The sequence below is a fragment of the Saccharothrix sp. ALI-22-I genome (assembly GCF_001984175.1).
GTDB lineage: Bacteria > Actinomycetota > Actinomycetes > Mycobacteriales > Pseudonocardiaceae > Actinosynnema.
This window is the reverse complement of record NZ_MTQP01000064.1, coordinates 74,379-95,049: the sequence shown is the minus strand read 5'-3', so window position 1 is coordinate 95,049 and position 20,671 is coordinate 74,379. Positions and strand designations below refer to the sequence as shown.

The following is a 20,671-nucleotide window of genomic DNA, read 5'->3' as shown; positions in this document are numbered from 1 at the left end:
CCTCCAGCCAACCAATAATCGCGGAACCGGAAAGGGATTGCCCTTCCGGCTCGTCGGCAACCTTACTCGCTGGTAGCAGCGTTCCGGGAAAGCTTCTCGTTTCGTAGGACGCGCGAGCAGGCATCCTGGAGTGGTGACCCACGTCCTGGAGGCGCGCAGAACCGCCATCACCCACGTGCCCCTGTCCGCCGCGCCGCTGCCCGCGCTGGACACAACGATCCAGCCTTGGCCTGGTGACTACGTCCAGGTCGGCGGGCACAGCGTGCACGTCCGGCGCACCCCCGGGCCGACCGATTCCACGGCCGTTTACGTGCACGGACTGGGCGGTTCGGCGACGAACTGGACGGACCTGGCCGCGCAGCTCTCCGAACACGTCGAGGGTCACGCGCTGGACCTGCCGGGGTTCGGCCGGTCCGAGCCGATCGACGGCTACGACTTCCGGATGGCCACCCACGCGCGGGTCGTCATCGAGTACATCGAATCGCTCGGTCCCGCCCCGGTGCACCTGTTCGGCAACTCGATGGGCGGCGCGATCACGTTGATGGTCGCCGCGGCCCGCCCCGACCTGGTGCGCACCCTGACCCTGGTCTCGCCCGCCGTGCCGGACCTGCGGCCGAGCCTGCGCCGGGTGTCGGACCCACGGTTGCCGCTGGCGTTCCTGCCGGTCGTCGGCCCGCGGGTGCGGGAACAGCTGGCCGCCGTGACGCCGCGTGAGCGCACTCACCAGATGCTCCGGCTGTGCTTCGCGAACCCCCACTCGGTGCCGCCGAACCGGATCGAGCAGAGCGAGCAGGAGTACACCGAGAGGTCCGCGCAGGCGTGGGCGGGCAGCGCGCTGAGCGCCAGCACGATCGACCTGATCCGCAGCTGGCTGGTGCCCCGGTCGAAGTCGATGTGGCTGCTGGCGCCGAAGATCACCGCGCCGACGCTGGTGGTGTGGGGTACCGAGGACCGGCTGGTCAGCGTGCGCAAGGCGCCCAGGGTGGCCCGGCTGATCCCGCGCGGGCGGCTGCTCGTGCTGCCCCGGACCGGGCACGTGGCGCAGATGGAACGGCCGGTGTCGGTGGCCCGTGCCGTGGTGGGCATGTGGGAGGCGGCGGACCGGGAGGCGTGGTGAGTTGGATCGGTTCAGATCGTCGATGACGCGCAGGTCACCTGCGCTCCGCCCTAGGGGTGGGGTTGTGGCACCCTGGTTGCCGTGAACCGGACGTCGCAGGGCGAGCGTGAGACGGCGCCGTCCGCTGATGACCGGCCGTCGCTGTCCGAGGACCGCTACCGCCGCGGCACGCGCCGCACCGGCGCGGAGCCGCTGGCCGCGTCCTGGGAACCGGCCGGCCGCAAGCGCCGCAAGCGTCGCAAGGGCATGAAAGGCCTGATCGCGAGCTACGGCTGGCGCATCTACGCCATCCCCGTGCTGCTCGTGCTCACCGCCCTGGTCGTGCTGGACACCGCCGCGCCGACGAACACCGGCGAGACGGACACCGCCGCCGACACGGGCACCGGCGTGACGACCCCGCCGACCACCACCGGCCCGCCCGCCGCCACCGAGAAGCCGCCGGTCGAGGTGGACCTGAAGAACTTCCCGACCGCGCAGCTGCCGGACGGGCCGAAGTTCTCCGAGCAGGGCGTGGGCACGTGGGCGGTGATCCCCGGCAGCACTCCGCAGGCGGGCACCGGCAAGCTGTACAAGTACGAGATCGCCATCGAGGACGGCGTCGAGCCGGCCGACTACAACGGCGACCCCGCGGCGTTCGCCCGGACGGTCGACGGCATCCTGGCCGACCCGCGCAGCTGGATCGGCACCGGCACGGCCGCCATGCAGCGGGTCGAGGGCGGCGACGTCGACTTCACCATCGCCCTCACCACGACGAACACCGCCCACGCGATGTGCGGGTTCTCGATCCAGTTCGAGGCGTCGTGCTGGCACCCGACGAGCGGTCGGGTGATCATCAACGCGGCCCGCTGGGTGCGCGGTGCGAAGGTTTACGGCAACGACATCAGCGGCTATCGCACCTACGCCATCAACCACGAGGTGGGGCACGCCCTCAAGAACGGCCACGTGGGCTGCGCGGTCGACGGCGGCTTCGCCCCGGTGATGATGCAGCAGTCGTTCGGCGTGGCCAACGACTACGTCGCGCAGCTCAACTCGGTCCCAGGCGGCGACCGCAACGCCGTGACCGCCGACGGCAAGGTGTGCAAGCCGAACCCGTTCCCGGTCGCGCCCCAGTAGGACACGCCCCGGCAGGGTCGTCCCGCGCCTTGGGACGACTTCCCATCGGGGAAGACGTACGGGCAGGCTGGTGTTGTCCGTCGGTACAGGACATGTTTCGTCGAGGAGGACTCAGATGGCGCTTCCGCCGCTCGTGGAGCCCGCAGCGGAGCTGACCAAGGAAGAAGTCGCGCGCTACAGCCGCCACCTGATCATCCCGGATGTCGGGGTCGACGGGCAGAAGCGGCTGAAGAACGCGAAGGTCCTGGTCGTCGGGGCGGGCGGTCTGGGCAGCCCGGCCCTGCTCTACCTGGCCGCAGCGGGCGTCGGCACGTTGGGCGTGGTCGACTTCGACATCGTCGACGAGTCGAACCTCCAGCGCCAGGTCATCCACGGCCAGTCCGACATCGGCAAGCCCAAGGCCGAGTCGGCGCGTGATTCGGTGGCCGAGATCAACCCGTTCGTGAAGGTGGTGCTGCACCAGACGCACCTGAACTCGGAGAACGCGCTCGACATCTTCCGGGACTACGACCTGATCCTGGACGGCACGGACAACTTCGCCACCCGGTACCTGGTCAACGACGCCGCCGTGCTGCTGGGCAAGCCGTACGTGTGGGGCTCGATCTTCCGGTTCGAGGGCCAGGTCAGCGTGTTCTGGGAGGACGCGCCGGACGGCCAGGGCCTGAACTACCGCGACCTCTACCCCGAGCCGCCGCCGCCCGGCATGGTGCCGTCGTGCGCCGAGGGTGGCGTGCTGGGCGTGCTGTGCGCGTCGATCGGCTCGATCATGGTGACCGAGGCGATCAAGCTGCTGACCGGCATCGGCGACCCGCTGCTCGGCCGGCTCATGGTCTACGACGCCCTGGAGATGTCCTACCGGACCATCAAGATCCGCAAGGACCCGGAGAGCATCAAGATCACCGAGCTGATCGACTACGAGGCGTTCTGCGGCGTGGTGTCCGACGACGCGCAGCAGGCCGCCGCGGGCAACACGATCACGCCGCTGGAGCTGAAGCAGAAGCAGGACGCCGGCGACGACTTCCTGCTGGTGGACGTCCGCGAGCCGCACGAGTACGAGATCGTGAAGATCCCGGGCTCGGTGCTCATCCCGAAGGACCGCATCCTGTCGGGCGAGGCGTTCGCGGAGCTCCCGCAGGACAAGCCGCTCGTGCTGCACTGCAAGTCCGGCGCCCGTTCGGCCGAGGCACTGGCCGCACTGCACCGGGCCGGGTTCAAGGACGCCGTGCACGTGGGTGGCGGCGTGCTCGCCTGGGCCCGCGAGGTGGACCCCTCGCTGCCGACCTACTGAACCGACGCTTCGCAGGGGTCCCCGCCAGGGGATCCCCTGGTCTTGATCCTGCCAGGCGGGGCTGACAGTCCGCGATGGTCTGACGCCCGCCTGTGGACAACTACGAGGTCGCGGACGCCCCCTGTGGACAACCGCGAGGTCGCGTCGGTCGTTCGTGCCTGATTTCAGACGGTCACGCTCTTCGATCGTGGGAAATCAGGCACGAACGACCGACTTCCAGGCGACCTCGCCCGCGACGCCGGAGGCGGCGCAATTCAACACTGTGACCTGGACTTCATGCTGAGACCGCCGTTTTGCGGTCAGGTCGAACGTGCGGACACCACATGTTCGGGGTCCGAGGTCCACCAACACCGCGCCGAGTGCAGGTAGCGTGCCGGCCGTGACCCCATCTCCGGAGCCGCCACCGTCGCACGTGCGCGCCGCTTTCGGCGCGCGGGACGCCGAGCCGGAGTTGATCGACGGCGGTCCGGTGTGGCGGTGCGGTGACGCGGCCATCCGGCCGGCGGGCAAGCCGGCCGAGGCCACGTGGGTCGCCAAGACCCTCGACACCCTGGACGTGGACAACCTGCGTGTCGCCAGACCCTTGCGGTCCACCGACGGCCGGTACGTGGTCGGCGGCTGGGCGGCCACCAAGTACCTGTCCGGTCGGGCCGAGCCCCGTCACGACGAGGTCGTGGACGTCGCCGTGAAGCTGCACCGGGCGACCGCCGAGCTGACCAAGCCCCGGTTCCTGGACGCCCGCACCGACCTGTTCGCCACCGCCGACCGCGCCGCGTGGGACGAGGAGAAGGTCGATCTCGACCCCGAGCTGGGCGGTCGGCTGTTCGAGCTGTGCGCGGGCTACCGCAAGCCGGTCGCGCTCAAGCCGCAAGTCGTGCACGGCGACCTGTTCGGCAACGTGCTGTTCGCGGGTGACGCCGCCCCCGCCATCATCGACTTCGTCGCCTACTGGCGTCCCGGCACGTACGGCGCGGCGGTCGTCGCGGTCGACGCGCTCGCCTGGGGTGGCGCGGATCACGGCATCCTGCAGCGCTGGGCGCACCTGGACGAGTGGCCGCAGATCCTCCTGCGGGCGACGTTGTTCCGGCTGGCGGTCCACGCCCTGCACCCCCGTTCGAGCCGACAATCTCTCGTCGGACTGGAGCGAACGGCCGCCAAGGTCGTCGAACTGGTGTGACCTCACCCTCAGTGCAGGCGTGCTGAGCAGTCAAGTTCCCCTGGATGAAACATTCCACGTTCTGTCGTTAACAGACCCTTCTTACCGTCGGACACGTGACCGACTCCCCCAGAATCGACACACACTGTCCGTACTGCGCGCTCCAGTGCGCCATGTCGATCGACAACGGCAGGGTGTCGCCGCGGGAGTTCCCGACCAACCGCGGTGGCCTGTGCCAGAAGGGCTGGACGTCGGCAGAGCTGCTGACCTCGCCCCACCGGCTGACCACGCCCCTGGTCCGCCGGGACGGTGAGCTGCGTCCGGCCACCTGGGACGAGGCCCTCGACCTGATCGCCGACAAGCTCCGCGACCTGCGCGAGACCCACGGCCCCGACTCGGTCGGCGTGTTCGGCGGCGGAGGGCTGACCAACGAGAAGTCGTACCTGCTGGGCAAGTTCGCCCGGGTCGCGCTGGGCACCTCGCAGATCGACTACAACGGCCGGTTCTGCATGTCCAGCGCCGCGGCGGCGGGCATGAAGGCGTTCGGGCTGGACCGCGGCATGCCGTTCCCGGTCACCGACCTGGACGGCGCGGGCGCGATCCTGCTGGTCGGCGGCAACCCGGCGGAGACCATGCCGCCGTTCGTGCAGCACCTGAAGAACGCCGAACTGATCGTCATCGACCCCCGCCGCACGCCCACCGCCGAACTGGCCACGCTGCACCTGCAACCGGCGCCCGGCACGGACCTGGCGCTGGCGCTGGGCCTGCTGCACACCGCCGTCGCCGACGGCTACCTGGACAAGGAGTACCTGGACGAGCGCACCACCGGCTTCGACGACGCGTGGCGCATCGCCGCGACGTGGTGGCCGGAACGGGTGGAGCGGGTCACCGGTGTCCCGGTCGCCGACCAGCGGGCCGCCGTGCGCATCCTGGCCGAGGCGGGCAAGGCCTACATCCTCACCGGCCGCGGCACCGAGCAGCACGCCAGCGGCGCGGACACCGTGTCGGCGTGGATCAACCTGGCGCTGGCGCTGGGCCTGCCCGGCACGAAGGGCTCCGGCTACGGCTGCCTCACCGGTCAGGGCAACGGCCAGGGCGGGCGCGAGCACGGCCAGAAGGCCGACCAGCTCCCCGGCTACCGCAAGATCGACGACCCGGCGGCCCGCGAGCACATCATGAACATCTGGGGCGTGGACGACCTGCCCGGTCCTGGCCGGTCCGCCTACGAGCTCCTAGACGCCCTCGGCCAACCCAACGGCCCGAAGGCGCTGCTGGTGTTCGGCAGCAACGTCATCGTCTCCGCGCCGCGCTCCCAGCACGTCGCCGACCGGCTGAAGTCGCTGGACCTGCTGGTCGTGGCCGACCTGGTGCTGTCGGAGACGGCCGCGGTCGCCGACGTCGTGCTGCCGATCACGCAGTGGGCGGAGGAGAGCGGCACGATGACCAACCTCGAAGGCCGCATCCTGCTGCGCCAGGTGGCGGTGGCCCCGCCCGAGGGCGTGCGCAGCGACCTCGACGTGCTGCGTGGCCTGGCCACCCGCCTCGGCCAGCCCGCCGAGCGGTTCCCGACCGAGCCCGAGGTGGTGTTCGAGGAGCTGCGCCGGGCGTCCAAGGGCGGCGCGGCCGACTACTCCGGCGTCACCTACGAGCGCTTGCGCCAAGGCGAGGCGCTGCACTGGCCGGTGATCCAGGAGAGCACGCCGCGCAACTTCCTGGACCGCTTCGCCCACCCCGACGGTCGGGCCAGGTTCATCCCGGTCGAGCACCGGGGACCGGCGGAGATGCCGGACGCCGACTACCCGTTGCAGGCCACCACCGGCCGGGTGCTCCAGCACTACCAGTCCGGCGCGCAGACCCGGCTCGTGAGCGAGCTGAACCGGGCCGAGCCGGAGGCGTATGTAGAGGTACACCCGGACACCGCCATCAGGGCGGGTCTCGGCAACGGCCAGTTGGCCGCCGTGGTGTCCCGGCGCGGACGGACCGTGGCGCGGGTGCGCTGCGTGCCGTCGATGCGGATCGACGTGGTGTTCCTGCCCTTCCACTACGCGGGTGAGGGCCGGGCCAACCTGCTGACCAACCCGGTGCTGGACCCGACCAGCCGGATGCCCGAGTTCAAGGTGTGCGCGGTCCGATTGGAGTCCGTATGAGGAACGTTGTCATCGTGGGCTACGGCATGGCCGGCGCGCGGCTGGCCGACGAGATCCGCCGCCGCGACCCCAAGGCGGAACGGGTCTCGGTGACCGTGCTGGGCGACGAGTCGCACCCCGCGTACAACCGGGTGCTGCTGTCCAGCGTGGTGGCGGGGTCGCTGACGCCCGACGCCGTGCGCCTGCACGGCACGGACTGGGCCGCCAAGCACCACATCGACCTGCGGCTGGGCGGCACCGTCACCAAGATCGACCGGACCCGCCGGGTCGTGCACGTGGACGACACCGAGGTGCCCTACGACGCGTTGGTGCTGGCCACCGGCTCGCGGTCGTGGGTGCCGCCGACCGACGGCCTGCTCAACGGCAACGGTGGCCTGGCGCCCGGCGTGGTGGCGTTCCGCTCGCTGGACGACTGCGCCCAGATCGTGGAGAAGGCGTCACCGGGCACGCCGGTCGCGGTGATCGGCGGCGGGCTGCTCGGCCTGGAGGCCGCCCGCGGTCTGGCCGGCAGGGGCTGCCTGGTCACCGTGGTGCACCCGGTCAAGCACCTGATGGAACGGCAGCTCGACGCGGGCGCGGGTCGCGTGCTGGCCACGACGTTGCGGGGGCTCGGCATCGAGTTCCGGCTCGGCGTGCTGGCCACCAAGTACACGCCCGGCGAGGGCCTGGAGCTCAACGACGGCACGCACGTGCCCGCGGACTTCGTCGTCGTCTCGGCGGGCGTGCGCGCGGAGACCGGGCTGGCCGAGCAGGCGGGCATCGAGATCGACCGGGGCATCCTGGTCGACGACGCGCTGCGCACCAGCGACCCCAGGGTGCACGCCATCGGCGACTGCGCCCAGCACGTCGGCACGGTGTCCGGCCTGGTCCAGCCCGCGTGGGAGCAGGCCGCCGTGCTCGCCGACCGGCTCACCGGCGCGGCGCCCGCCGCCCGTTACGCCGGCACCACCGTCGTGACCAGGCTCAAGGCGCGTGACGTCGACCTGGCCGCGTTGGGCGACGTGCACGTCGGCGTCGACTCGGTGGACGACGAGGTGCTGTGCTTCCAGGACCCGGCGCGCGGCCGGTACGCCAAGCTCGTGCTGCGCGACGACAAGGTCACCGGCGCGATCGTGCTGGGTGCGCCGGACGCCGCCGCGGCCATCACCCAGCTGTTCGACCGCGGCCTGCCCGCACCCACCGACCGGCTCGCGCTGCTGCTGGGGCGCGCGCTGCCGGCCGAGAACGAGGCCAGTCCGGCCGACCTGCCCGCGTCCGCGGTGGTCTGCCGGTGCAACACCGTCAGCAAGGGACAGCTGGTCAGCGCCTGGCGCGGGGGCGCGACCACGATCTCGGCGATCGCGGAGGTCACTCGCGCGAGCACGGGCTGTGGCGGTTGCAAGGACGCCGTGTGCGGCATCGTCGACTGGCTCGCGGCCTCACAACCCCAGTCGGTGTGATGTGCGGGGGAGTTGCCGTCGGCGACACGTCCTCGCACCCATCCAGGTAACCCGCCGTTCTTACGGTCTGCGCAACGGAAACGTGGTCCAGGAGGTCCGATGAGCACGATGGTGGACACTGCAAGCCCTGCACCGCAGGCGAAGCGCGGCGGCCGGTGGATCGACCACTGGGAGCCGGAAGACCCCCAGTTCTGGGAGAGCACCGGCAAGAAGGTGGCTCGCAAGAACCTGATCTTCTCGATCCTCGCGGAGAACCTGGGCTTCACCGTGTGGAGCCTGATGAGCATCGTGGTCGTCAGCCTCGGCTCGGTGGGCTTCAGCTTCACCGTCGGTCAGACGTTCTGGCTGCTGATCGTGCCGAACCTGGTCGGCGCGGTGCTGCGCATCCCCTACACGTTCGCGGTGCCGAAGTTCGGTGGTCGGGCGTGGACCACGATCAGCGCGGGCCTGCTGCTGATCCCCTGCGTGATGCTGGTCGTCGCGGTGACCAACCCCACCACGCCGTACTGGTTCTTCCTGCTCACGTCGGCCGCGATGGGCTTCGGCGGCGGCAACTTCTCGTCCTCCATGGCGAACATCTCGTTCTTCTACCCGGAGGGCAAGAAGGGCCTGGCGCTCGGCCTCAACGCGGCGGGCGGCAACCTCGGCGTGGCGATGGTGCAGCTGGTCGTGCCGATCGTGATCGCCCTCGGCACCGGCGTGAACCTGGCCTACGCGGCGCTGTTCTGGATGCCGTTCATCGTGGTCGCCACCGCGTGCGCGTGGTTCTTCATGGACAGCCTCACTCAGGCCAAGCCGGACGGCACGTCCTACAAGAAGGCGATGTCGAACAAGCACACGTGGGTGATGTCGTTCCTCTACATCGGCACGTTCGGCTCGTTCATCGGGTTCTCGTTCGCGTTCCCGTCGCTGATCAAGCTGAGCTTCGTGGACTACAAGAGCTTCGTCGGGCTGGCCTTCCTCGGCGCCCTCATCGGCTCGGTGAGCAGGCCGTTCGGCGGGTGGCTCTCGGACCGGTTCGGCGGCGCGCGGATCACCCTGATGACGTTCGTCGGCCTCGGGATCGGCACGAGCGGCCTGCTGGTCAGCATCGACATCCGCAGCTTCCCGCTGTTCTTCGGCTCGTTCATCGGGCTGTTCGTGCTGGCCGGCATCGGCAACGGCTCCACCTACCGGATGATCCCGGCGATCTTCGCCACCCAGAGTGACGACCTGAAGTCGGCCAAGCGGCAGGCCGCCGCGGTGGTCGGCATCGCGGGTGCGATCGGGGCGTTCGGCGGCGTGCTGGTGAACCTGGTGTTCAAGTTCTCGCTGGAGGGCAGCAAGACGCTGGCGCCGGCGCTGACCGCGTTCCTCGTTTTCTACGGCCTGTGCGTGGCCACGACGTGGTGGTTCTACATGCGCCGCCGGGTGTTCGCGCGGGTGCCGAGCCTCGCGTATGCCGGTGTGTGACGCACACAACGCTCTGAAGTGCGGCGTGAGGCTGCTTTAACGCCTGCGAAACATTCGCGACCTGTGCACGACACGGTGTCCGGTGAGCATTGACCGGGCAGAAGAAGGGATTGGTCCCATGACGCGAACGCTGGTAATCGTCGGTCACGGCATGGTCGGACACCGGCTCGTGGAGGCTCTCCGCGAGAAGGACGTCACCGACCAGTGGCGGGTCGGCGTGGTTGCCGAGGAGACCCGCCCCGCCTACGACCGCGTCGCGCTGTCGTCCTATGTGGACAACTGGGACGCGAACTCGCTGAGCCTCGCGCCGCACGACGACGACGCCGTGGAACTGCACCTGAACGACCAGGTGGTGCACATCGACCGGGACGACAAGGTCGTGCGCACCACCGCCGGTCGGGTGCAGCCCTACGACGCCCTGGTCCTGGCCACCGGCTCGATCCCGTTCGTACCGCCGGTGCCGGGCCGTGACCTGCCCGGCTGCCACGTCTACCGGACCATCGAGGACCTGGACGGCATCCGCGCCACCGTGGAGGCCGCGCACAGCAGCGGCCGGCACGCCGGCATGGTGCTCGGCGGCGGTCTGCTCGGGCTGGAGGCGGCGAACGCGCTGCGCGGCATGGGCATCTCGCCGCACGTGGTCGAACTCGGACCGCGCCTGATGCCGCTCCAGGTCGACGAGGGCGGCGCCGGGCTGCTCAAGCGGCTCGTGGAGAAGCTCGACCTGACCATCCACACGGGCACGTCCGCGTCCTCCATCGAGAAGGACGGCGACCGGCTCATCGCCAAGCTGTCCAACGGTGTCGAGCTGGACTTGGACGTCGTCGTGTTCTCCGCGGGCATCCGGCCGCGTGACGAGCTCGCCCGCTCCTTCGGCCTGAAGGTCGGCGAGCGCGGCGGCATCGTGGTCGACCAGGCCTGCCGCACGTCCGACGAGAACATCTACGCCATCGGCGAATGCGCCAATCTGGACGGCATGGTGTACGGACTCGTCGCCCCGGGGTACTCCATGGCCGAAGTGGTGGCCGACCGCCTGCTCGGCGGTGAAGCGGAGTTCCCCGGAGCCGACATGTCCACCAAGCTCAAGCTCCTCGGCGTCGACGTCGCCTCCTTCGGTGACGCGCACGCCAAGGAAGAGGGCGCGCTGGAGGTCGTGGTCAACGACGCCGTGGCGGGCACGTACGCCAAGGTCGTCGTGTCCGACGACGCCAAGACGCTGCTCGGCGGCATCCTCGTCGGCGACGCGTCCAAGTACCCGCTGCTGCGGCCGCTGGTCGGTCGGCCCGTGCCGGGCGACCCGGTGGCGCTGATCGGCCCGGCGGGCGGCGGCCCCGAGCTGACGTTGCCGCACGACGCGCAGGTCTGCTCCTGCCACGCGGTCACCAAGCAGCAGATCGTGGACGTGGTCAACTCCGGCGAAGCCGTGGACGTGCCGGGCATCAAGGCCTGCACCAAGGCGGGCACCGGCTGCGGCTCGTGCGTGCCGATGCTGAAGAAGCTGCTGTCCGAGTGCGGCGTCGAGCAGTCCCGCGCGCTGTGCGAGCACTTCGACCACTCGCGCGCCGACCTGTTCGAGATCGCCCGCTCCACCGGCGTCACCACGTTCTCCGAGCTGATCGGCAAGCACGGCCGCGGCCGCGGCTGCGACCTGTGCAAGCCTGCCGTCGCGTCGATCCTGGCTTCGCTGGACAACGGTCACGTCCTGGGCGGCGAGCAGGCCGCGTTGCAGGACACCAACGACCACTTCCTGGCCAACATCCAGCGCAACGGCACCTACTCGGTCGTGCCGCGCATCCCCGGCGGCGAGATCACGCCGGAGAAGCTGATCGTCATCGGCGAGGTGGCCCGCGACTTCGGCCTCTACACCAAGATCACCGGCGGCCAGCGGATCGACCTGTTCGGCGCTACCGTGGACCAGCTGCCGCAGATCTGGGCGCGGCTGGTGGACGCGGGCTTCGAATCCGGGCACGCGTACGGCAAGGCGCTGCGCACGGTGAAGTCGTGCGTCGGCACCACGTGGTGCCGGTTCGGCGTGCAGGACTCGGTGTCGCTGGCCATCGAACTGGAACTGCGCTACCGCGGCCTGCGGTCGCCGCACAAGCTCAAGTCCGCCGTGTCCGGCTGCGCGCGCGAGTGCGCCGAGGCGCGGGGCAAGGACTTCGGGGTCATCGCGACCGAGAACGGTTGGAACCTCTACGTCGGCGGCAACGGCGGCTTCACGCCCCGGCACGCGGAACTCATCGCGTCCGATGTGGACACCGAGACGCTGATCAAGCTGATCGACCGGTTCCTGATGTTCTACATCCGCACGGCGGACCGGTTGCAGCGCACCTCGACCTGGATCGAGTCGATGGAGGGCGGGTTGGACCACCTGCGTTCGGTCATCGTGGACGACAGCCTCGGCATCTGCGCCGACCTGGAGGCCGCGATGGCCAAGCACGTGGACAACTACGCCGACGAGTGGCGTGGCGTGCTGGAGGACCCGGAGAAGCTGGCCCGGTTCACCTCGTTCGTCAACGCTCCCGGCACGCCCGACCCGACGATCTCGTTCCGCGAAGAGCGCGGCCAGAATGTGCCGGTTTTGCTAGGGGTTCCGGAGGTTTCCCGATGACACCTGTGTGCGAGTTGAGCGCCCTCCAGCCCGACCGCGGGGTTGCCGCCCTGCTTCCCGACGGGTCCCAGGTGGCGGTGTTCCTCACCTCCGCGGGGACGGTGCACGCGTTGGGCAACATCGATCCGTTCAGCGGGGCGGCGGTGCTGTCGCGCGGGATAGTCGGCGACCGGGGCGGCGTGCCCGTGGTCGTGTCGCCGGTCTACAAGCAGGCGTTCGAGCTGACCACCGGCAAGTGCCTGGACGACCCCTCGACCGGGGTGCCGGTGCACCCGGTGGTCGTGACCGACGGTGTCATCCAGGTCGGGTCGCCGTGAACGCCGCCCCGCTGGCCGGGTACACGGTCGGTGTGACCGCCGCCCGGCGGGCCGACGAGCTGTCCGCTTTGTTGGAACGCAAGGGCGCGGCCGTGCTGCACGGTCCCGCCATCCGGATCGTGCCGCTGCCCGACGACGCGGAGCTGCTGGCCGCGACCCGGACCGTGGTGGAGGAACCGGTGGACGTCGTGGTGGCGACCACCGGCATCGGCTTCCGCGGCTGGGTCGAGGCCGCCGAGGGCTGGGGTCTGGGCGCCCGGCTGCTGTCCCGGCTGTCCGGGGCGCAGGTGCTGGCGCGCGGACCGAAGGCCCGGGGCGCGGTGCGTGCCGCCGGACTGGTCGAGGCGTGGTCGCCGGAGGGGGAGAGCAACGCGGAGTTGCTGGACCACCTGCTGCGGTCGGGTGTGTCCGGTCAGCGGATCGCCGTGCAGCTGCACGGGGAACCGCTGCCGGAGTTCACGTCGGCGCTGCGTGCGGCGGGTGCCGATGTCGTGTCGGTGCCCGTCTACCGGTGGACCGGCCCGTCCGACCCGGCGCCGTTGGAGCGCTTGCTGGAGGCCGTGCTGGCGGGCCAGGTGGACGCGATGACGTTCACCAGCGCCCCCGCCGCGGCCTCCGTGCTGCGTGTCGCGGGTGCCATGGGCAAGCTGCCGGAGCTCATCTCGGTGCTGCGGCACGACGTGCTGGTGGTCGGCGTCGGCTCGATCACCGCCGGACCGCTGGTGGCGGCCGGGATTCCGGTCGTCCAGCCCGCGCGGGCCCGGATCGGCGCGCTGGCCCGTGAGCTGACCCTCGAACTGCCCGCCCGGGCGACGCGGCTCCGGATCGCCGCCCGTGACATCGAACTGCGCGGCCAGGCCGTCGTGGTGGACGGCGAGCTGCGGCCCGTCCCACCCGCCCCGATGGCCGTGCTGCGCGTGCTGGCCGCCGCCCGCGGCCGGGTGGTGTCCCGCCGTGACCTGTTGGCGGCCCTGCCCAGCGGCGGCGAGGAGCACGCCGTGGAAACCGCGATCGGCCGCCTCCGTTCCGCTCTCGGCGAGCCCCGGATGGTCGCGACGGTCGTGAAGCGCGGCTACCGCCTGGCCATGGACCCCGCCGGAGTGGCTGTATGACACTGGTTCTCGTCGCTCACGGCACCCGTGCCCCCGCTGGGGCGGTCGTGATCGAAGAAATCGCCGCGCTCGTACGCGCCCGCCTCGGCGGCGTGCCCGTGCGAGTCGCCTACGCCGACGTGCGCCAACCCGACGTCACCTCGGTCCTGAAGACGATCTCCGGCCCAGCCGTAGTAGTCCCCGCCTTCCTCGCGGCCGGCTACCACGTCCGCGTCGACATCCCCGCGCAGGTCGAAGCCTCCGGCCACCCGGACGCCATCATCACCGACCCCATCGGCCCCGCCCTCCTCCCGGCCCTCCTGGCCCGCCTGACCGAAGCCGGCTGGCGTTCCGGCGACTCGGTCGTCCTGGCCGCCGCCGGCTCCTCCGACACCCGCGCCCTGGCCGACGTCCGCGCCGTCGCCACCGCCCTCTCCCGCCGCGTAGGCCCCGTCACCATCGGCTACGCCGCCACCGCCGTACCCCACATCTCCGACGTCGTAGCCCAGGCCTCCGGCCGCGTGGCCGTAGCCTCCTGGCTCCTCGCCCCCGGCCTCTTCCACCAGGCCGTAGCCGCCTCCGGCGCCGCCGTAGTAGCCGCCCCCATCGGCGCCCACCTACGCGTAGTCGAAGCCGTCCTCCTCCGCTACTACGAAGCCCGCTGCTTCCAAGACGTCGCCTAACCCCCACCCTCCCCACCCCGCGTGTCCAACCTTGAGAACGCGCGTGTCCAACCCCCAGAACGCGCGTGTCCAACGTTCAGAACGCGTGAGTCCAACGTTCAGAACGCGTGAGTCGTACGTTCAGGACCCCTGAGTTCAACGCTCAGACCGTGCAGGACCGTGACGGAATAGTTGAGGGTTCAACCAGGTTGCCGGAAGCGAGACCGCTGAACCCTGGCGGTCACGCCGAAGGAGGCAGTCATGCCCGCCGTCACCGCCGACACCCTCGCCCTCCCGCGCTTCCCCGACCTGCCCGAAACCACCACGGCGTGGCGCAAGGTGCAGCGGGTCGTGCAGGCGCGTCGGTTCCTCGAAGGTGAAGGCTTCCAGGTCCGCCGCCCCTTCCCGGGCGTCGACCTCGCCCTCGCGGACCCGTTCCTGCTCCTGGACCACATGGGTGCCGTCGAGTACGGCCCCGGTGAGGCGAAGGGCGCGCCGTGGCACCCGCACCGCGGTTTCGAGACCGTCACCTACCTGATCGACGGCGCGTTCGAGCACCAGGACTCGGCCGGCGGCGGCGGGCTGATCACCGACGGCGGCACGCAGTGGATGACGGCGGGCTCGGGCGTCCTGCACTCCGAACTGCCGTCGCAGGACCTGGTGGCCAAGGGCGGTCTGCTGCACGGCGTGCAGCTGTGGGTCAACCTGCCGAAGGCCGACAAGTGGGCGCCACCCCGCTACCAGGACATCGCGGCGGGCGACACCAGGCTGCTGTCCAGCGACGACGGCGGCGCGCTGGTCCGCGTCATCGCCGGTGACGTGGCGGGCTACCGCGGCCCGGGCATGACCTACACCCCGATCACCTACCTGCACGCCACGCTCAGCCCGCACGCCCGCCTGACCCTGCCCTGGCCGGAGGACTTCAACGCGATGGTCTACGTGTTGTCCGGCCGCGGCACGGTTGGCACGGAGCACCGCCCGCTCGAAGAAGGCCACCTGGCCGTGTTCGACCGGGGCCAAGCGCTCACCATGCAGGCCGACACGACCTGGGACGTCCTGATCCTGGGCGGACTCCCGCTCAACGAGCCCGTCGCGCGCTACGGGCCGTTCGTGATGAACACGCGCGCCGAGATCCTGCAAGCCATCGAGGACTTCCAAGCCGGGCGACTGGGCGTGACGCAGGTCCCGCACGTCACCTCGGCAGATGAGGAGCTGCAATGACCGACGTCCAGGAGCTGCTGAGCAAGGGCCGCGAGTTCCGCGCGGCCGGCGACCCCAGCAGCGCCGCCCGTTACCTCGCCGAGGCGGCGGAGCAGGCACCGCAGGACCGGACCGTGCTGACCGAACTCGCGTTGGCGCACTTCCAGTCCGCCGCGCTGGGCAAGGCCGAAGGCGTGCTCACCGCCCTGGTCGACCTCGACCCGTCGGACGGCTACACGCGCCTGCTCCTCGGCCGCACGCTCAGCCGGCAGAGCAGGCACGCCGAGGCGCTGCCCCAACTGCGCCTGGCCGCCGCGCTGACCCGTGACCCCGAGATCGAGACGGAGGTGACCCGCGTTCAGACGCGGGTCACCGCGGCGGTCACCACAGACCCGGTGGCTCCTCCGCCTTCTCTTTAACGGCGTCCTCCCAGCGGTACGTGCGCAGGTCGACCTTGCCGCCGTCGGCCACCACACCTTCCTCTCGCAGCAGTTGCAGCTGCGTGTCGGCGATGTGGGGCGCGCACGTGCCGTTGGCGCGCAGCACCCGGTGCCACGGCAGGTCGTGCCCGTCCTGGTTCAGGACCTGCCCGACCAGCCGTGGCGACGGTGCGCGAGCGATGTCGGCGACGTCACCGTAGGTGGCGACCCGCCCACGAGGGATCTTGCGCACGACCTCGCGGACCAATTCGTGCAGCTGTTCGTCCACCCACCCAGTTTTCCACGTCAGCCGGTGTAACCGGCCACGATCCGGGTGAACTCGTAAGTGCCCTGGTTGGTGCCGCTGCAATCGCTGCTGGACCCGCCGCAGCCCCCCTTGTCGCGGTTGCTCGCCCAGAACGTGAACCGGGACAGGTTCTTGGCCGCCGCCCAGTCCCGGATCGCCCGGAAGTTCGCCGGGGTGATCGTTTCACCCGTGTCGGTGATGCCGTTCATCGAGGACAGGCCGCTGCGCCGGTACGCCGCGTCGTCACCGAGCCCGAACGTGGCCTTGACGTGGTTCTTCAACCCGTCCACCGACGTCTTCGTGCCCGCCACCACGTCGCTGGGCCCGCCCCAGTTGAACGGCATGACCGACCACACGTCGATCGGCACGGAAAGTTCCTTCGATCGGGTGATGAGCCGCCGTCCCCACGAGTTCGGGCCGGACCGGTCCGTCGGCATGGTGATCACCGTCCGGATGCCGGGGTTGTTCTGCTCCACGATCTTCAACGCCCCGAGCACCCGGTCCTGCACGGTCCCGTTCTCGAACTCCGCGGCCTCGATGTCGATGTCGATCGCCTTGAGCTGGTAGGCGTTGATCACCTTCTGGTAGGCGCCCGCCAGCGCGCTCGCCGAGGAGCAGTACTGGCCGAGCTTGCGCCCCGACCAGCCGCCGAACGAGGGGATCACGTCACCGCCCGCCGCGCGGATGTTGCGGATCAGTGTCGCGTCGCTCCCGGTCAACGACCGGCTGCCGTCCCACGCCGGGTTGCAGCCGCCGTCCGACAGCACGAACGCGAGGGTGAACGACTTGACCCCGGTCTGGTTCATCACGGTCACCGGGTTGGGCTTGGCACCCCACTGGTAGAGGTACGGGGAGGCGAGCACCGGGTCGGGCGCGGCCTGAGCGTGGGGTGCGATTGTGAGGGTTGTAGCCGCCGCGACCAGCGGGATCAGGATTCGCCGCAGGGATTTCATCGGTCCTCCAGGGTGGCAGGGAACCGGCGGCGGCGCGTCCCAAAATGGCCTAGACCACTTCACTTTGTCAAGAACCCGTACGAACCGGGCCCACCCCGCGAGGTCGCCCGCCGTCTCCGGAGGAGCGGCAATCCAACACTGTCGGTGGGGCGTGGTTCTATCTCCCGCGTGGCAGTGAACAGGGCGCCGTTGTTGGTGCGCCGGGTGCGGCAGGAGGAGCCCCGGCGTGACTGGGACGCGCCCGCGCGCGCCGTGTTCGAGCACGCCGGCGGGCCGTTGCGGGTGCTCGGCGGTCCCGGTACGGGCAAGACGACGCTGCTGGCCGAGGTGGTGGCGGACCGGGTGCTGCGCGGCGGCGTGCATCCGGAGAACGTGCTGGTGCTCGTCCCGAACCGGCGTGCGGCGGAGGCGATGCGGGCGCACATCACCCGTCTGCTGACCGGCGTGAGGGTCGACGGCGTGCTGCCGACCACGCAGGAACCGCTGGTCAGAACGGTGCACTCGTACGCGTTCGCGGTGCTGCGGGCGCAGGCGGTGCTGGCCGGCGAGCCCGCGCCCCGGCTGCTGTCCGGGCCGGAGCAGGACGCGGTGGTGCGCGAACTGCTGGCGGGCGACGTGAGCATGGGTGCGCCGAAGTGGCCGGAACGGCTGCGGCCCGCGTTGACGCTGCCCGCGTTCGCGAACGAGCTGCGCGACCTGATGCTGCGCGCCACCGAACGCGGTCTCGCGCCCGAGGACCTGGTGGAGCTGGGCCGCAAGCACTCCCGCGAGGAGTGGCTGGCGGCCGGGCTGTTCGCCACCCAGTACGAGCAGGTGAACCTGCTGGCCAGCAGCGGTCAGGGGCACGCGCCGTCGTTCGACGCGGCGGAGCTGGTCGGCAGCGCGTTGCTGGCGTTCGAGACCGAGCCGGACGTGCTGGCGGGCGAACAGCGGCGGGTGCGGCACCTGCTCGTGGACGACGCCCAGCACCTCGACCCGTTGCAGTTCGAGTTCATCCGCGTGCTGGGTGAGGCCGCGCAGGAATTCGTCCTGACCGGTGATCCTGATCAGGCGGTGTTCTCGTTCCGGGGCGCCGATCCGACGCTGTTGGCCGAGGCGGACGGGCCGTCGGTGGTGCTGCGCCAGGGGTATCGGATGGCACCGGAGATCCGGGCCGCGGTGGGACGGCTCGCCGGACGGCTGCCGGGCGCGTCGCCGACCCGTGAGGTGTCGTCGGTGGACGGCACCGGGAACGTGCAGGTGAAGTTGTTCGCGTCCGCCGCGCAGGAGGCGGGTTGGGTGGCGGACCAGCTGCGCCGGGCGCACCTGATCGACGAGGTGCCGTGGTCGCAGATGGCCGTGGTGGCGCGGTCGGCGACGAGATCGTTGCCGGTGTTGCAACGGGCGCTGCTGGCGGCGGGCGTGCCGGTGGCCGTGCCGCGTGACGAACTGCCGTTGGCGCGGCAGCCCGCCGTGATGCCGTTCCTGGCGTTGCTGCGGTGCGCGGCCGTGCCGGGCACCCTGGACGAGGACACCGCGGCGATGCTGCTGTCGTCACCGCTGGGCGGCGCCGACCCGTTGGCGCTGCGGCGGTTGCGGCGCGGTCTGCGCCGGCTGGAGCTGGCCGCCGGCCGTGACCGGCCCAGCGGCGAACTGCTGGTCGAGGTGATCGAGTCGGCCGACACGTTGGCCGCGCTGGAGGATGCCGAGGCGCAGCCGGCGCGGCGGATCGGCGGGCTGTTGCGCAAGGCGCGCAAGGGGATCGCGGACGGGCTGACGGTCGAGCAGGTGCTGTGGGAGCTGTGGCAGACCACCGGCCTGGAGTTGCGGTGGGTGGCGCAGTCCGCGCGGCACGGCACGGTCGGCATGCAGGCGGACCGGGATCTCGACGCGATCGTGGCGCTGTTCGAGGCGGCGGCGAAGTACGTGGACCGGTTGCCCGGCTCCGGGGCCGAGGGTTTCGCCGACTACCTGGCCGCGCAGCAGATCGTGGGTGACACGCTGGCGGCGTCCGCGCCGGTCGGCGAGGCGGTGTCGGTGCTGACCGCGCACGCCGCCGCCGGTCGCGAGTGGACGGTCGTGGCGGTGCCGGGCGTGCAGGAGGGCAGTTGGCCCGACCTGCGGCTGCGCGGGTCGCTGCTGGGCGTCGAGCGGATGGTCGACGTGGTGGCGGGCATGTCCACCGAGACGGTGTCCGCGGTCGCGCCGATCCTGGCCGAGGAACGGCGGCTGCTGCTGGTCGCGGCGAGCCGGGCGCGGCAGTCGTTGCTGGTCAGCGCGGTGCGCGGGGAGGACGAACAGCCGTCCCGGTTCCTGGACGAGATCGAGGAGCTGTCCACCGACGAGCCGGAACGGCCGACGTTCACCCCGGAGCGCGGCCTGGTGCTGGCCGAGCTGGTCGGCGAGCTGCGGCGGGTGGTGTGTTCGGACGACGAGCCGCCCGAGCGCCGTGACCGTGCGGCGGCGCAGTTGGCCCGCTTGGCGGCCGAGGGCGTGCCGGGCGCGCACCCCGATTCGTGGTACGGCTTGGCGGACGTGACCACGGACAGTCCTCTGTGGACAGAAGAGCACACGGTGAGCGTGTCACCGTCCACAGTGGAGATCCTGGCGAAGTGCCCGCTGCGGTGGGTCGTGGAGCGGCACGGCGGGCAGGACCCGGCCGAGCTGGCCTCCATCACCGGCACCCTCGTGCACGCGTTGGCGCAGGCCGCCGCGACCGGCGCGGACGAGAAGGAGCTGCGGGTCAAGCTGGACGAGGCGTGGGCCGCGGTGGACGCGGGCGCGCCGTGGTTCTCCCGGCGCGAGCGGATCCGGGTGGAACGGATGCTGGACACGTTCCTGGCGTGGCTGGCGTCCAGCCGCTCCCAGCTCACCCAGGTCGCGGTCGAGGAGGAGATCTCGGTCGAAGTGCCCAAACAGGACGGCGGGCCGTTCCTGCGGGTGCGCGGCCGGGTCGACCGGCTGGAGACCGACCGGGACGGGCGGCCGGTCGTGGTGGACGTGAAGACCGGCAAGAACCCGGTGTCCAAGGACAAGGCGCAGGAGCACCCGCAGCTCGCGGTCTACCAGCTGGCGACGGCGTTGGGCGGCTTCACGCACCTGGGCCTCGGCACCGACCCGGGCGGCGCGCGGCTGCTCTACGTGGCCAAGGAGGACAGGAAGACCGGTGCCGTCGAGCGGGAGCAAGTACCGCTGGACGAGCAGGGCGTCCGGGTGTGGCTGGAGGCCGTGCAGCTGGCGGCCGGGTCCAGCGTCGGGCCGGAGTACCGGGCGGCGGAGAACGCGGACTGTGATCGCTGCCCGGCCCGCACCACCTGCCCGGTGCACTCGTCCGGCCGGCAGGTGAGTCAATAGGGGAGGTCTGACCAGGGATTACGGTGGCGGCCTGCGGGTCGCCGAAGGTGGCTCGGCCCGACAACG

16 protein-coding genes are annotated in these 20,671 nt (G+C 71.0%); 14 read left to right on the top strand and 2 right to left on the bottom strand.

Going from position 1 to position 20,671, the window contains the following annotated elements; translation table 11 throughout:
- The first annotated feature begins 133 nt into the window (after positions 1–133).
- From ALI22I_RS25405 to ALI22I_RS25345, 13 genes are all read left to right on the top strand, one after another.
- On the top strand, positions 134–1,117 hold the full coding sequence (locus ALI22I_RS25405) for an alpha/beta fold hydrolase (protein ID WP_077008294.1): 984 nt from the start codon (positions 134–136) through the stop codon (positions 1,115–1,117).
- Between the two features lie 81 nt (positions 1,118–1,198).
- Complete coding sequence (locus tag ALI22I_RS25400) at positions 1,199–2,230, top strand: DUF3152 domain-containing protein (protein WP_077008057.1); 1,032 nt, start codon at positions 1,199–1,201, stop codon at positions 2,228–2,230.
- A gap of 115 nt (positions 2,231–2,345) precedes the next feature.
- Positions 2,346–3,518 (top strand): adenylyltransferase/sulfurtransferase MoeZ, encoded by a 1,173-nt coding sequence (gene moeZ / locus ALI22I_RS25395; protein WP_077008056.1) that lies wholly within the window; start codon positions 2,346–2,348, stop codon positions 3,516–3,518.
- Positions 3,519–3,897: 379 nt separating this feature from the next.
- Positions 3,898–4,695 carry a TIGR02569 family protein gene (locus ALI22I_RS25390; protein ID WP_077008293.1) on the top strand — a complete coding sequence of 266 codons (798 nt, stop codon included), beginning with the start codon at positions 3,898–3,900 and terminating at the stop codon, positions 4,693–4,695.
- 152 nt (positions 4,696–4,847) lie between these two features.
- Positions 4,848–6,821: a molybdopterin oxidoreductase family protein gene (locus ALI22I_RS25385; protein ID WP_077008055.1), complete on the top strand. Its 1,974-nt coding sequence runs from the start codon at positions 4,848–4,850 to the stop codon at positions 6,819–6,821.
- A complete protein-coding gene (locus tag ALI22I_RS25380; RefSeq protein WP_077008054.1) occupies positions 6,818–8,260 on the top strand; it encodes an FAD-dependent oxidoreductase in 1,443 nt (480 codons plus the stop codon). The genes ALI22I_RS25385 and ALI22I_RS25380 overlap by 4 nt, the downstream gene beginning before the upstream one ends.
- Before the next feature lie 99 nt (positions 8,261–8,359).
- A complete protein-coding gene (locus ALI22I_RS25375; RefSeq protein WP_077008053.1) occupies positions 8,360–9,712 on the top strand; it encodes an MFS transporter in 1,353 nt (450 codons plus the stop codon).
- Between the two features lie 118 nt (positions 9,713–9,830).
- Positions 9,831–12,323 (top strand): nitrite reductase large subunit NirB, encoded by a 2,493-nt coding sequence (gene nirB, locus ALI22I_RS25370; RefSeq protein ID WP_077008052.1) that lies wholly within the window; start codon positions 9,831–9,833, stop codon positions 12,321–12,323.
- Complete coding sequence (gene nirD, locus ALI22I_RS25365) at positions 12,320–12,640, top strand: nitrite reductase small subunit NirD (protein WP_077008051.1); 321 nt, start codon at positions 12,320–12,322, stop codon at positions 12,638–12,640. The genes nirB and nirD overlap by 4 nt, the downstream gene beginning before the upstream one ends.
- The gene (locus tag ALI22I_RS25360; protein WP_077008050.1) at positions 12,637–13,752 is read left to right on the top strand and encodes a uroporphyrinogen-III synthase; all 1,116 of its coding nucleotides are present in this window, start codon (positions 12,637–12,639) and stop codon (positions 13,750–13,752) included. The genes nirD and ALI22I_RS25360 overlap by 4 nt, the downstream gene beginning before the upstream one ends.
- Positions 13,749–14,414, top strand: a complete 666-nt coding sequence (locus ALI22I_RS25355) for a sirohydrochlorin chelatase (RefSeq protein WP_077008049.1) — start codon at positions 13,749–13,751, stop codon at positions 14,412–14,414. The genes ALI22I_RS25360 and ALI22I_RS25355 overlap by 4 nt, the downstream gene beginning before the upstream one ends.
- A gap of 240 nt (positions 14,415–14,654) precedes the next feature.
- The gene (locus tag ALI22I_RS25350) at positions 14,655–15,614 is read left to right on the top strand and encodes a pirin family protein (RefSeq protein WP_077008048.1); all 960 of its coding nucleotides are present in this window, start codon (positions 14,655–14,657) and stop codon (positions 15,612–15,614) included.
- Entirely contained in the window at positions 15,611–16,012 is a 402-nt protein-coding gene (locus tag ALI22I_RS25345) for a tetratricopeptide repeat protein (RefSeq protein ID WP_077008047.1), read from the top strand. Before ALI22I_RS25350 ends, ALI22I_RS25345 begins: the two co-directional genes overlap by 4 nt.
- Here ALI22I_RS25345 and ALI22I_RS25340 read toward each other — a convergent pair.
- Together ALI22I_RS25340 and ALI22I_RS25335 are read right to left on the bottom strand one after the other, a co-directional pair.
- Positions 15,975–16,301, bottom strand: coding sequence for an MGMT family protein (locus ALI22I_RS25340; protein ID WP_077008046.1), 327 nt, complete (start codon positions 16,299–16,301; stop codon positions 15,975–15,977). The two genes, ALI22I_RS25345 and ALI22I_RS25340, sit on opposite strands and share 38 nt — an antisense overlap.
- A gap of 17 nt (positions 16,302–16,318) precedes the next feature.
- Positions 16,319–17,272, bottom strand: a complete 954-nt coding sequence (locus ALI22I_RS25335) for a chitinase (protein ID WP_143532428.1) — start codon at positions 17,270–17,272, stop codon at positions 16,319–16,321.
- A 174-nt stretch (positions 17,273–17,446) separates the two neighbouring features.
- On the opposite strand from ALI22I_RS25335, the gene ALI22I_RS25330 reads away from it, so the two are divergent.
- Positions 17,447–20,605: an ATP-dependent helicase gene (locus ALI22I_RS25330; protein WP_077008045.1), complete on the top strand. Its 3,159-nt coding sequence runs from the start codon at positions 17,447–17,449 to the stop codon at positions 20,603–20,605.
- Positions 20,606–20,671 lie beyond the last annotated feature (66 nt).

Coding starts and splice junctions, on each gene's coding strand:
- nirB (WP_077008052.1), top strand. CDS start 9,831: ATGACGCGAACGCTGGTAATCGTCGGTCACGGCATGGTCGGACACCGG.
- ALI22I_RS25335 (WP_143532428.1), bottom strand. CDS start 17,272: ATGAAATCCCTGCGGCGAATCCTGATCCCGCTGGTCGCGGCGGCTACA.
- moeZ (WP_077008056.1), top strand. CDS start 2,346: ATGGCGCTTCCGCCGCTCGTGGAGCCCGCAGCGGAGCTGACCAAGGAA.
- ALI22I_RS25375 (WP_077008053.1), top strand. CDS start 8,360: ATGAGCACGATGGTGGACACTGCAAGCCCTGCACCGCAGGCGAAGCGC.
- ALI22I_RS25350 (WP_077008048.1), top strand. CDS start 14,655: ATGCCCGCCGTCACCGCCGACACCCTCGCCCTCCCGCGCTTCCCCGAC.
- ALI22I_RS25380 (WP_077008054.1), top strand. CDS start 6,818: ATGAGGAACGTTGTCATCGTGGGCTACGGCATGGCCGGCGCGCGGCTG.
- ALI22I_RS25355 (WP_077008049.1), top strand. CDS start 13,749: ATGACACTGGTTCTCGTCGCTCACGGCACCCGTGCCCCCGCTGGGGCG.
- nirD (WP_077008051.1), top strand. CDS start 12,320: ATGACACCTGTGTGCGAGTTGAGCGCCCTCCAGCCCGACCGCGGGGTT.
- ALI22I_RS25345 (WP_077008047.1), top strand. CDS start 15,611: ATGACCGACGTCCAGGAGCTGCTGAGCAAGGGCCGCGAGTTCCGCGCG.
- ALI22I_RS25385 (WP_077008055.1), top strand. CDS start 4,848: ATGTCGATCGACAACGGCAGGGTGTCGCCGCGGGAGTTCCCGACCAAC.